We start from the raw sequence: 12,664 nt of genomic DNA, 5'->3' as shown, positions 1-12,664 counted from the left end.
TGCGCCTCTTGCGAGGTATATACCCCGAAAGAGGTATTTCAGCGCGCAATGCTTCATGGAAGGTGTATATAGGGCTGCGCTAGATGGCGCAGGGCGGGAGAGGGGATCCGTCACATGAGCACCGACCTTGAAGGACTGTTTTCCGCCTTCAACGCCACGATCGGCAGATCGACGATGGCGGATGCCGAGTTCGGCGAGACCTTCCGCCAGATGATGGCGGCGCTGGTACGGTTCGATTACGTTGTTGTCTTCGCCTATCGCGGCAAAGAGCGGCCGATCGATCTCTACAGCACCTTCGACCGAGAGGAGCACGTTGTCTTCGTCACGCTCTATCAGGCCGGCCCCTATTTGCTCGATCCGTTCTATCATACGGCGCGCGAACGCCGTGAAGGCGTGCTGAGGATGCGGGAGCTGGCACCGGACCGCTTTTTTTCCAGCGAATATTACCGAACCTATTATGTCCAGACCGGGCTTGCCGAGGAGATCGGTTTCTTCGTCAATGCAGACGAAGATGTCACTATCGTCCTGTCCCTCATGCGGCGTGAGACGACCGGGGTTTTCCCACCCGCCGAATTCATGACGCTCAAGAAGGTCGAGCCGCTCGTTGCAAACATGGTAAGGCATTATTGGTCCGGCCTCGCCTCGCGCTTCGATGCGCAATTGGCTGCCGGCAGCAAGAGTAAGCGCCGGCAAGGTCAGAACGAGAATATTGCGCCAGCCGAAGCGGTCTGGCGGGATCTCAACCTGACAGGCCGCGAGACTGCTATCGTCGAACTCGTCCTGCAGGGACATTCGTCGGAATCGATCGGCCTGAGGCTCAATATCTCCACGGGGACGGTGAAGGTTCACCGGCGCAACGTCTACCGCAAACTCGGCATTTCCTCACAGACCCAGCTGCTCTCGCTCTACCTCAAGAACCTCGCATAGCGGTGTCGGGGATGGCCCTTTTCGGCTGATCGCCAACCCGCATTTTTTTGAATATCGCCCGGTTCGGGACGCTCTCCAAAAAATCTTCTAGGTCGCGATCCGTTTCCGACCTTCGGATCGTCCTTGGCATATCCGAAACAGAAGGAAACATGCCATGTCCAACGAACCCGTTATTTTGGTCAATCTCCTGCGGGTCAAACTGGGGAAGCAGGATGCGCTGATCGCGCTCCTGAAAGAGAATATAGATACCGTGATCCGCACGCTGCCTGGCTGGAAGACGACCCGGCTGATCGCAGCCGAAGACGGCGCCGGCGTCGTCATCTACTCCGAATGGGAGACTCCCGCAGCCGTCGAGGCGATGCGCAGCGATCCGCGCATGAAGGCCTACTTCCCGAGGATCGCCGAACTGGCAAGCCTGGATTCGCTCATGGGCTCTGCGGTGGCTCACGAGCACGCGGCCGAGCCTGCATCACACAACCAGCAAACGAAAGCTGGAATGGCCCAGATGGTGGTGATCTATCGGACGCCGAAGGACACGGAGGCATTTGACCGGCATTACTTCGACATCCACGTGCCTCTTGCCAAGAAGCTTCCGGGGCTCAGGAGTTACGACGTCAGCCACGGCCCCATCGCAACGCCGGCCGGCTCGCCCGATGTTTATCGGATCGGGACGCTGCATTTCGATGACCTTGCAGCAATCAAAACAGCCTTCGCAAGCCCGGAGGGGCAAGCCGCCGCTGCGGATCGCCGAATTTATGCGCCTGATGAGTCGGGTGTTCAAATGTACCTTTTCGACAACAAAACGGTCTGACCCTCATATCCCCTTGTCCGTTCCGTGGGCGAGGAGACAGGTCGGCGGCGGAATGGCCGCTTGCCGTTCGGATAAGTTGCCAAATGATAACATCAGATAGGGAGAGCTCAGCAATGTCAGCACCCAAGGCCGTTTTTGTGCTGGTTCACGGCGGTTGGCACAATCGTTCAGCGTGGAACAGAATTACGCCAATCCTTGAAGCGAGCGGCTTTGCCGCCTTGACGCTCGACCTTCCCGGCGCAGGGGCAAATGCGATAGCGCCCACGTCACTCAATCGTCACCCATTCGACGCCGGCGCGTTTGCTATGGAGCGGTCACCTGTTGCGGACGTGACGCAGGAGGAACGGACGCAAGCGGTGATCGCCTTGGTAGAAGAGGCGGCATCACGTGCTGACGGTAGAGTCATTCTTGTAGGGCACTCGGCTGGCGGGATGACGATTTCGGCGGTGGCTGAAAGGGTTCCTGACCTGCTTCTCGCGGTTGTTTATCTTGCCGGGTTCATGGTCCCGAACGGCATGCCGTTGCTTGCCATGCTCCAGCATGAAACCATGTCTTCCGCCCTGGCGCCTCAGCTGTTCACAGGTGACCCCATCGCCATTGGCGCGACCAGGATCCATGCCGGATCGACCGACGAGGCCTATAGGTCGCTGCTCAAGGCTTCGTTTTATGCCGATGTGTCGGAGAACGAATTCGTACATGCGGCGTCGCAGCTTCATTGCGACGAATCCAACGCTGGCGCTCTGGCTCCATCGCAGATTACGCCGGCAAGATTTGGTACGGTGCGGCGCCACTATATCCGTTGCACCCAGGATCGTGCAGTTCCGTTGGCCGGCCAGGATCATATGATTGCTACCGTTGATGACGCGATCGGCGGCAAGACAGTGATCCACACATTGGAAAGCAGCCACTCGCCATTCCTGTCACAGCCGGCTAACCTGTCGAAGATCCTCATCGACATCGGTGTCCGATCCTTGGCAGAACTGAGCGCGGAAGTACGGTAGGTTTATGGACATGGATGGATTCGAAGATCGCCTGCAAGCGCTGCGGCCACGCCTTTATCGCTACTGCGCGCGCATGACGGGATCGGCCGTCAATGGCGAGGATGTCTTGCAGGATACGCTCGTGAAGGCCCTCCAAGCACGAAGCCAGGGGGCCGAGGTGGATAATCTCGAGGGCTGGCTGTTTCGCATCGCCCACAATGCGAGCCTGGACTTCCTGCGTAGCAGGTCGCGAAATACGGTTGTTCCGCTCACCGAGGACATCGAAGCCGAGCCCATACCCGAGGCGGATATCGTCGCAGTTGGTTTTCAGACGTTTCTGCGGCTGCCTGAACTCCAGCGCTGCGCGGTAATCCTCAAGGATGTTCTGGGGCATTCGGTCGACGAGATCGCAAGCATCGCCGAATGCTCTCCGGCGGCAGCCAAATCGGCGCTCCAGCGGGCGCGCATTACGCTCAGGCTGCTCGCACAGGAACCTGAGGATGCAAGGCTGCCGCTGATGTCCGATCTGGATCGGCAGAAGATCATCGCTTATGTCGACATGTTTCGGAACGGGGATTTCGACGCTATCCGCGCCATGCTTGCCGATGACGTGAAGCTGGAATTGGTGAACCGGCTCCAGTGGCAAGGGCGTGAAAAGACTACCCCTTATTTCACACGCTATGCCGAAGTGGCGAAGTGGCGGTTCGCCTTTGGCGCGGTCGAAGGACGGCCAGCCATGCTCGTCTTCGACGGCAACGGCCCGATGGAAAGACCGGCGCATTTTGTTCTGGTCGAATGGTCGGAAAGCCGCATTATCCAGATCCGGGATTTCTTATTCGCGCCCTATGTGCTCGAGGCCATGGATTGGGTGCGGTTGGGATAAATGCGCCGCCATTCCGAGGCGCCTGAGAAAGCGCGTGAAGCTTCCTTACCGGGCCTTCGTTTCTCTCGGCAGTGTCGCTACGGAGTTGAGCATCGGCATGCTTATGCGGATTGTCGCATGATGAGCCGCGCTTCCAGATGCATCGCCTTGCCCTGGTCGCTGGACTTCTCCGGCATTCCGCCGATCCTTGAAAACAGCATGTCGATGCCGGCGGCGGCGATGCCCTGGTAGTCCTGGGCCATGGTGGTCAGCGGCGGACAGGTGAAGCGGCTGAGCGGATGGTCATCATGGCCGGCCACACGCAGGTCGCAATCGCTGTCGTGCCCAACGCGTCGGCGTCGCTCGAAGGCGGCCGCGATGACGCCAAAGGCGAGCCGGTCGTTGGCGCAGAGCACAGTGCGCGTCGGAAAGCCGGAACCATCAAGCATGCGCCCAGCGGCCTCGTAGCCCAATTGCTCGAAATTCCAATCCTTGGCCGGTATCGGCAATGTGATGGGCTCCAGCCCCAGGCGCTCCATCGTTGCAACATAGGCGCTGCGCCGCTCGAGGGCATTCTGGTTGACGGCCGGCATTTCCAGGAAGCAGGGATGTTCGCCGGTCCTGCACAGATATTCGGTGATGTTGCCGATGCTTTTGCGGTTGTCTGTGCCGACAAAGGGCCGGTCGCCGATGCTGTTGTCGAGGAAGACCGTCGGCATGGCGTTGGCAAGGTTTTCGAGCAGGCGCGCATCGGTCTCGAAGCCGAGCGGCGCCATCAGGACGCCGGCAATGTTCAGAGAGAGAAGGGTGCGCATGGCCCGAGCCTCCAGCTTGCGTTCCCCGTGGGATGACAGCACGATCGTCCAATAGCCCTCCGCAAAGCAGCGCATCTCTATCTGCCGCACGATCTCGGCATAGAACGGATCCGAAATGTGCGGGACGATCAGCCCGATGTTTTTCGGATTCTTGCGGTTGAGGCTGACTGCGAAGATGTTGGGCCGATAGTCATAGTCCTTCAGCGCTTTTTCGATGCGGGCGCGGGTGGAGGGCTTCACGCTTTCGGGGTTGTCGAAATATTTCGAGACGGTCGGGCGGGAAAGCCCGCTTGCCGCGGCGAACTCCTCCATCGTCCGGATTTTGCTTTCGCTCATGATCGCTTCCGAGATTCGCAACGGTTTTGACGCATTTCCGCGTCTAATTATCATGTGTAAAAATAATTCTTTATGCCTATCAGCGGGATCTGCGCCTGCTTCCAGGCCGCCATAGCTCTTCATCGCATATATAGCCGCCAAATCCAACGTTACCAACAAATTTCCGCCCGCCTTAGAAGTTTTCACGTGTAAAGAAATTGATTGACGCGATGTTTAATCGATGGCATACGAACATCGCCCGATACGGGTGGATCGGTCCTGCGCAGGAGAGGAAAAGCGGTTTAGGCCGCGGCCGGCAGGGAAGGCTTCACGCATTCATCACAGCAGCCGGCGAGACCGGCCATTGGAGGAAATCATGCTTCGCAAAACGCTCGGTCGTATTCTTCTTTCCGGCGCTGCCCTTGCCTTGATGGCAAGTGTCGCCTCTGCGGAAGGCATCGGCGCATCGCTTCTGACCCAGCAGCATCCGTTCTACATTTCGCTCGCGAATGCGATGAAGAAGGAAGCTCAGGCGGAGAAGGTCTCGCTGGAAGTGGCCATCGCTAACCAGGATCTTTCCAAGCAGCTCGCCGACGTCGAGGACTTCATCACCAAGGGCGTCGACGTGATCGTCATCTCGCCGGTCGATAGCAAGGGCGTGCGCGCAGCGATCAAGAAGGCTGAGAAGGCCGGTATCAAGGTCATCACCGTTGATGTTCCCGCTGTTGATGCCGATGTCACTTCCTTCGTCGGAACGGACAATTTTGCCGGCGGCGAGAAGGCTGCCGAGCTGATGGCAAAGAGCGTCGGCGGCAAGGGCAAGGTCGCCGTTATCGACTACCCGACGGTGCAGTCGGTCGTCGATCGCGTCGAAGGTTTCAAGAAGGGTCTGGAAAAATATCCGGACATCAAGATTGCCGCCATTCAGACGGGCATCACCCGGCCGGAAGCGCTGGCCGCTGCCCAGAACATGCTGCAAGCCAATCCCGACATCGTCGGCATCTTCGGCTTCGGTGACGACGCCGCTCTTGCCGCCGCTTCCGCCGTGAAGGCCGCCAAGCTGGAAAGTCAGGTCAAGGTTATCGGCTTCGATGGCATGGAAGAGGCGCGCAACGCCGTGAAGAACGATCCGGTCATGGTTGGCGTCATCGCCCAGTATCCGGACCAGATGGGCAAGGTTGCCGTCGAAACGGCCGTCAAGGTCATCAAGGGCGAGACTGTTCCGGCCAAGCAGCCGATCGTGCCCGGCGTCGTGACCAAGGACGGCGAGACCAAGTAGACCGCATTTCGCGGCGGCCGCGGGGCCGCCGCCATTATCTTGCGCGGGTGGCCCATCTGCCATCCGCCGTGCGGACTGCAGTCCATTTCATTCGCCAACAGCCGGGCTTGCTGCTGCCGAGCACACGGCCGGGGAGGAGCGTGCGTGACACAGAGCAATGCAGCCATAAAGGAAGAGGCGTCGCGAGGCGCCGAGACGGCGCTGGAAATCCGCGATGTCGTCAAGTCCTTCGGCGCCGTGCAGGCGTTGAAGCGCATGAACCTTAAGGTTCGCCGCGGTCGCGTTCACACGCTGCTGGGGGAGAACGGTGCGGGCAAGTCCACGCTGATGAAAATCCTCGCCGGGGTCTACAGGCCGACCTCCGGCGAAATCCTGCTCGCCGGTAAGGCATACCAGCCGCAGAACCCGCGCGATGCCCGCGCGCACGGCATTTCCATTGTCTTCCAGGAACTCAGTCTCTGCCGAAACCTTTCGGTCGCGCAGAACATATTTGCAAGCCACGAGCCGAGCCGCTTCGGCTTCGTCCGCGACCGCGAGCTTGTCGCCAAGGCCGAAGCGCTCATCGAGGATCTTGGTCTGCCGGTCGATGTGCATGCCAAGGTCGGCGACCTCTCCATCGCCCAGCGCCAGCTCGTCGAGATCGCTAAGGGGCTCAGCCTGCCTGCGGACGTGGTCATCCTCGACGAACCGACGTCCTCGCTTTCCGATAGCGAGGCGGAAATCCTGTTCTCGATCATCGGGCGGCTGAAGGCGCGGGGCAAAGCGATCATCTACATCTCGCACCGCATGGAAGAAATCATGCGGCTTTCCGACGACATCACCGTCATCCGCGACGGCGAATACGTGACAACGATGGAAAAGAGCGAGACTAGCATCGACAAGCTGATCGCGCTGATGGTCGGCCGCGAAATGCAGGATATCTATCCGCCGCGCGTGGCGCCGCGTCCGGCCGCGGGCATTGCGCCCGTCCTGGCGACGAAAAACCTCACAGTGCCGGGGAAATTCCACGATGTTTCCATCTATGTGAAGCCGGGCGAAGTCGTCGGTCTTTTCGGTCTGATCGGCTCCGGCCGGTCCGACATCATGAAGGCGCTCTTTGGCATGGAACGCCCCGAAGGGCAGATCCTCCTTGACGGCAAGCCGTTGACGCTCGCCTCGCCCTCGGACGCGATCCGCAACGGTATCGCCTTCGTAACGGAAAACCGCAAGGAAGAGGGGCTCGTGCTTGCGCACAGCGTCGAGCGCAATGTCAACATGGTGGCGCTGAAGCAGCTTGCCGGCCCGTTCGGTTTGATGCGCGGCAGTGCCGAACGCGCAGCCGCCAAGGCGGAAGTGCTGCGCCTCGCCATCAAGGCGGCTTCGATCGACACCACAGCCGGATCGCTCAGCGGCGGCAACCAGCAGAAGATCGTGCTTGCCAAGTGGCTGCAGATCAGGCCGCGCGTGCTGATCCTCGACGAACCGACACGCGGCGTCGACGTCGGCGCGAAATTCGAGATCTACCGCATCATTCGTGAACTCGCCGCCGAAGGTGCGGCGATCCTGATGGTCTCCTCGGAACTGCCAGAGGTGCTTGGCCTCAGCGATCGCGTCGTCGTGATGCACAACAGGAGCCTGGCCGCTGTGCTCGATGCCGAGGGCCTGACACCCGAAACCGTTATGACCTATGCAGCGGGGATGCACGCATGAGCAATGTCCAGACTACGCAGAGTAAGGTAGCGGACGCCGAAGTCCGCCAGTCGTTCTTCCGTTCGCCGATGGTGCGCCAGTATGGCGGCATCATCGTTTCCCTTGCCGTGCTCTGCATCGTCTTCTCGGTGTTGAGCCCGCGCTTCCTCGCCCTCAACAACTTCATGAACATCATGCAGCAGGTGGCGGTGGTCGCCGTTGCGGCCTACGGCATGACCTATGTCATTCTGCTTGGCGAGATCGACCTTTCGATCGGTTCGATCATCGCGGTTGCCGGCATGGTGGCGGCGCAGGCCTTCGCTATGGGCTTCGGCTTTCTGCCGACCATTCTCCTGACGCTCGCGGCAGGCGCTATCATGGGCGGGCTGAACGGAGCACTGTCTGCGAAGTTGATGCTGCCTTCCTTTATCGTGACTGTCGCGAGCATGGGGATCTATCGTGGCGTCGTCAGTCTGCCGACCAATGGCGCACCGGCCATGATCGACAACGATGCATGGCTCGCCATCGGCTCCGATAGTCTCCTCGGGCTTCCGATCATCATTTGGATCATGGCCGTACTCTTTGGGATCAATCACATCGTCCTGTCCAAATCGATCTTCGGCCGGCAGGTCTACCTTTCCGGCGGCAACCGCGAAGCGGCGATCTATTCCGGCATCCGCGTCGATCGCATCAAGATCATTGTCTTCATGATATCAGGCGTGATGGCGGCGATCAGCGGCATCCTGCTCTCTTCGCGCCTGTCCTCGGCGCAGACCAATTCGGGGATGGGCTACGAGCTTGACGCCATCGCGGCGGTCGTGCTCGGCGGCACCTCGCTTGCCGGCGGTGTCGGCACGATGGTCGGCACCATTCTTGGCGCATTGATCATCGGTGTCATCAATAACGGCATGAACATGCTGTCGGTGCCGTATTTCTACCAGCTCATCGTCAAGGGCCTCGTCATTCTCATCGCCGTCTGGCTCGACGTGCGCAGCAAGGCGGTGCGGACGTGAGCATGAAGAAGATCATCACCATCGGGGAGATCGTCGTCGAGATCATGGCGGTCGAGACCGGTAATGGTTTCCGTTCTGCCATCCCGCTAATCGGCCCCTTTGCCTCCGGCGCTCCGGCGATCTTCATCGACCAGGCCGCCAAGCTAGGCCAGCCCTGCGGCATCGTCAGCGCCGTCGGCAATGACGATTTCGGCGTGCTCAATGTCGAACGTCTGCGGAACGACGGCGCGGATGTCTCGGCCATCGCCGTGCACCCGACGGCGGCGACCGGCAGCGCCTTCGTGTGCTACAGGCCGGACGGCAACCGGGACTTCATCTTCAACATCAAGCACAGCGCCTGCTCGGCGATCGGGCTGACACCCGCAGCCGAGGCGCTGGTCGAGACCGCCGACCACCTGCATATCATGGGCTCGGCGCTCTTCTCCGACGGCATCGTCGCCGCCATTCATGAGGCGACGCGGGGCATCAAGGCGAAGGGCGGCACGGTCTCCTTCGATCCCAACATCCGCAAGGAGATGCTGGACCTGCCCGGCATGCGCGAAGCGCTCGGCCATGCGCTTGAGAATACCGACCTGTTCATGCCGAGCGGTGACGAAATCTTTCTGTTTACCAGAGCCACTGAGGAAAAGGCTGCTGTCGCGGAATTGCTGGCGCGCGGCATCAAGGCCGTCGTGATCAAACGCGGCGCCAAAGGCGCCAGCTATTTCGACGTCTCCGGCGAGACCCTGGCTCCGGCATTCAAGGTGGAGGAGGTCGACCCGACCGGCGCCGGCGACAGTTTCGGCGCGGCCTTCGTCACCTGCTGGCTGCGCGGCATGGCCGCGGACAAGGCCCTTGTCATTGCCAACGCCACGGGCGCGCGCGCCGTGGGCGTCAAGGGGCCGATGGAAGGTACCTCCAGCATGACTGAGATCGAAGCCTTCCTCGCCGCCCGCAATCTTTCCGGAGTATCGTCATGAGCAGCACCAAGACCCTCAGCACGCTTCCTGCCCGCTACGCGGCCGGCGAACGGCGCGGCATTGCTTCCATTTGCTCGGCTCATCCGCTCGTCATCGAAGCCGCTTTCCTGGAGGGACTTGCGACCGATACGGACGTGCTGATCGAGGCCACTTGCAACCAGGTCAACCAGGAGGGCGGCTATACCGGCATGACACCTGCCGATTTCCGCCGTTTCGTGGAAGAAATCGCCGCCCGCGTCGGTTTCGACACGCGCCGGCTGATCCTCGGTGGCGACCATCTTGGCCCCAACCCCTGGAAGCACCTGCCCGCGGAAGAGGCGATGCAGCGCTCCGAAGTGATGATGGACGCCTTCGTGCGCGCCGGCTTCACGAAAATCCACCTCGATACGTCGATGGGCTGCGCCGGCGAGCCGGTGGCGCTGTCGGATGCCGTCACCGCCGAACGCGCCGCGCGCCTTGCGCTGGTTGCTGAAAAGGCAGCCGCGGAATCGGGCTTTGATCTGCCTGTCTATATCGTTGGTACGGAAGTACCGATCCCCGGCGGAGCCATGGAGGCGCTTGACCACCTGGAACTGACCAGCCCGGAGGCGGCACTGGAAACCGTCGAGGTGCACCGTCGCGCCTTTGCAGCCCTTGGTCTCGAAAATGCCTTCGCCCGCGCCATCGGCGTCGTGGTGCAGCCAGGCGTCGAATTCGGCAATGAGAACATCGTGGTCTATGACCGCACGGCCGCCCGCAACCTCAGCAGCGTTCTGGGCCGTATGCCGCAATTCGTCTTCGAAGCGCACTCTACCGACTATCAGCCGGCATCTGCATTGCGCGGGCTCGTTGAAGATGGATTTGCTATCCTAAAGGTCGGCCCGGGCCTCACCTTCGCGCTTCGAGAAGCGCTCTACGGTCTCGACCAGATCGCCGCATTTCTTGACGGAGGCCCGGAGACCTTGCGCCCGGGCATGGAGGCGCTGCTGCTGGCAGAGCCGAAGAACTGGCAGAAATATTATCATGGTAATGAGGGGGAGCTGCGCATACAGCGGCATTTCTCCTATAGCGATCGCATCCGCTACTACTGGCCGCATCACGATGCAGCGGCCCTCGTCGAGCGGCTGTTCGAACGGCTGGGGGAACAAGAACTGCCGGAGACCCTTATCAGCCAGTATCTCGGCGCCCTCTATCCGGCCGTCGCCGCCGGTAGAGTGGAAGCGAAGGCGCACACGCTGGTGCTGGAAGCCGTCCGCAGCGTCATTCGCACCTATAATCAGGCAGCATCCTAGCTTCGGCGCCAGGATACCCATGCCAGATAGGGACCGCCGGCCGGGGAGGCGGGAAGGCAGGCGGGAATCTCCCATGGAAAAACCCGAAGTCAATTGCCGCATCGGCAATGATCACAAGCCTGCAGCGGGGCAGGGCAGATGGTGACCGGAAAAATCTGACATTAACCCTGTCGTGAGACGCACGCGGTCGTCTCGACAAAAAAATCGCCACCTCTCTGTCGGAATCTCCTTCTACCGGCCGTCCTTGGAGCATCAACCGCTTCAACCCGGAGGGACATCGTGGAAAACACTCAATCAATCTGGCAGATTGCTGCCATTCTTATTGCACGCCTGATCTTCGCTGCTGTCTTCCTGATGGCCGTTTCGTTCAAGTTCATGGATATGAGCGCGACCGCCGGCTATATCGCTGCCGTCGGCTTCCCGTTCCCGCTATTCCTGGCGTGGTGTGCGGCGATCCTCGAAGTGCTGCTGGTACTCGCCTTCCTGACCGGCGCCTTCTTCACCCCGGCGGCGTTCGTCGCGGCCGTCTATGTCATCTTCCTCGGCTTCTCGTTTCATGGCCCGGCGCACTGGGCGGGCAACCAGGCCGAATTCGGCTTCTTTATCGACCACTTCACTTTCCTGGCTGGTCTGTTCTTCGCTGCCGTGCATGGGCCGGGGAATGTGCTTGCCGTCAAGTTGGGCAGGCCGGGCCTGGCGTGAGTATTCAGCTTCATCGAACAGCCCTGGCGGCTCTATAGCGAGCAGAGCGGACTTGCCCGCCACGAGAAGATCGTCCGGCTAATGAACTTGGCCGGCCTGTCGATGACGTTCGCTTTGGATGATGCGGGGCTGATCCAGCGTATCAGCCGCCGGATCAAAGTCACGGGGCAGGGGGCTATCGTTGCGGCTGGATCGGTCGAGAAGCGTTCGACCGGCCTGCGTCTGCCTCTACTCGCGAGCTTATTGCATCTTTGCCGAGGTTTAAGGCGCCTGGGGATGGAGGCTTAGAAGCGGTTGAATAGACAATTGCTTAAAAATCGAAATTTTTCAGTGCTTTATAAGATTTTCGCGATTTTTCAAAAGTCTGCCATTGACCTCGAGACGGAAGTACCTTTATAAGCCCGATCACTGACGAGGGCGGCGGCGCTGCTGGCGACGAAGACCTTCGCTCTGGTGTTTCCTGGATTGGCTGCGATGCTGATTGATGGTTCTGGGCTTAGGTGCCTGGGATTGCGGGAATGGATTTCGACTGGGTTTTCTGGTCTGTTATTTGACAATTGAAGATGAGAAGAAAGAGAAACGTGGGCGGCGGAGCTTGCGGGATTGGCAGAGATGCCGGTTCTTTGAATAGACTTCGACGGTCACGTTTTGAACAAGAGAATACACCTCATTATTATCGCAGTGATGCGTTTTGTGATGGGTGTGAGTTCTCGTCGATTCAGAATGACGTGATTTAGTCGAGATTGAATTCTCAACATGAGAGTTTGATCCTGGCTCAGAACGAACGCTGGCGGCAGGCTTAACACATGCAAGTCGAGCGCCCCGCAAGGGGAGCGGCAGACGGGTGAGTAACGCGTGGGAATCTACCTTTTGCTACGGAATAACGCAGGGAAACTTGTGCTAATACCGTATGTGTCCTTCGGGAGAAAGATTTATCGGCAAGAGATGAGCCCGCGTTGGATTAGCTAGTTGGTGGGGTAAAGGCCTACCAAGGCGACGATCCATAGCTGGTCTGAGAGGATGATCAGCCACATTGGGACTGAGACACGGCCCAAACTCCTA

At 59.9% G+C, this 12,664-nt stretch carries 11 protein-coding genes and 1 rRNA gene; 11 read left to right on the top strand and 1 reads right to left on the bottom strand.

What is annotated here, in order from left to right:
* The first annotated feature begins 114 nt into the window (after positions 1-114).
* The 4 genes from GA0061102_RS12590 to GA0061102_RS12575 all read left to right on the top strand — a co-directional run bounded on the left by GA0061102_RS12590 (position 115) and on the right by GA0061102_RS12575 (position 3,601).
* A complete protein-coding gene (locus GA0061102_RS12590) occupies positions 115-927 on the top strand; it encodes a helix-turn-helix transcriptional regulator (protein ID WP_092847504.1) in 813 nt (270 codons plus the stop codon).
* Between the two features lie 175 nt (positions 928-1,102).
* Entirely contained in the window at positions 1,103-1,738 is a 636-nt protein-coding gene (locus GA0061102_RS33975) for an EthD family reductase (RefSeq protein ID WP_159432160.1), read from the top strand.
* An 83-nt stretch (positions 1,739-1,821) separates the two neighbouring features.
* Positions 1,822-2,739 carry an alpha/beta fold hydrolase gene (locus tag GA0061102_RS12580; protein ID WP_092847496.1) on the top strand — a complete coding sequence of 306 codons (918 nt, stop codon included), beginning with the start codon at positions 1,822-1,824 and terminating at the stop codon, positions 2,737-2,739.
* Between the two features lie 10 nt (positions 2,740-2,749).
* On the top strand, positions 2,750-3,601 hold the full coding sequence (locus tag GA0061102_RS12575; protein ID WP_245297993.1) for a sigma-70 family RNA polymerase sigma factor: 852 nt from the start codon (positions 2,750-2,752) through the stop codon (positions 3,599-3,601).
* 101 nt (positions 3,602-3,702) lie between these two features.
* Here GA0061102_RS12575 and GA0061102_RS12570 read toward each other — a convergent pair whose 3' ends face one another.
* Positions 3,703-4,731, bottom strand: coding sequence for a LacI family DNA-binding transcriptional regulator (locus tag GA0061102_RS12570; RefSeq protein ID WP_092847492.1), 1,029 nt, complete (start codon positions 4,729-4,731; stop codon positions 3,703-3,705).
* A 355-nt stretch (positions 4,732-5,086) separates the two neighbouring features.
* Here GA0061102_RS12570 and GA0061102_RS12565 point away from each other — a divergent pair, with 355 nt between their 5' ends.
* From GA0061102_RS12565 to GA0061102_RS12530, 7 genes are all read left to right on the top strand, one after another.
* Positions 5,087-5,989 carry a substrate-binding domain-containing protein gene (locus tag GA0061102_RS12565; protein ID WP_092847486.1) on the top strand — a complete coding sequence of 301 codons (903 nt, stop codon included), beginning with the start codon at positions 5,087-5,089 and terminating at the stop codon, positions 5,987-5,989.
* Between the two features lie 144 nt (positions 5,990-6,133).
* Entirely contained in the window at positions 6,134-7,678 is a 1,545-nt protein-coding gene (locus GA0061102_RS12560; RefSeq protein ID WP_092847483.1) for a sugar ABC transporter ATP-binding protein, read from the top strand.
* A 68-nt stretch (positions 7,679-7,746) separates the two neighbouring features.
* Positions 7,747-8,670, top strand: a complete 924-nt coding sequence (locus GA0061102_RS12555; RefSeq protein ID WP_092847896.1) for an ABC transporter permease — start codon at positions 7,747-7,749, stop codon at positions 8,668-8,670.
* Between the two features lie 2 nt (positions 8,671-8,672).
* On the top strand, positions 8,673-9,629 hold the full coding sequence (locus GA0061102_RS12550) for a tagatose kinase (RefSeq protein WP_092847479.1): 957 nt from the start codon (positions 8,673-8,675) through the stop codon (positions 9,627-9,629).
* Positions 9,626-10,900, top strand: a complete 1,275-nt coding sequence (locus GA0061102_RS12545; protein ID WP_092847477.1) for a D-tagatose-bisphosphate aldolase, class II, non-catalytic subunit — start codon at positions 9,626-9,628, stop codon at positions 10,898-10,900. Before GA0061102_RS12550 ends, GA0061102_RS12545 begins: the two co-directional genes overlap by 4 nt.
* A 279-nt stretch (positions 10,901-11,179) precedes the next feature.
* On the top strand, positions 11,180-11,602 hold the full coding sequence (locus tag GA0061102_RS12540) for a DoxX family protein (protein ID WP_208858644.1): 423 nt from the start codon (positions 11,180-11,182) through the stop codon (positions 11,600-11,602).
* 752 nt (positions 11,603-12,354) lie between these two features.
* A 16S ribosomal RNA gene (locus GA0061102_RS12530) occupies positions 12,355-12,664 on the top strand; the annotation flags it as partial.

The sequence above is a fragment of the Martinezella miluonensis genome (genome assembly GCF_900094545.1).
GTDB lineage: Bacteria > Pseudomonadota > Alphaproteobacteria > Rhizobiales > Rhizobiaceae > Rhizobium > Rhizobium miluonense.
The sequence above is the reverse complement of the archived record's forward strand: the minus strand, read 5'-3'. Positions and strand labels throughout refer to the sequence as shown.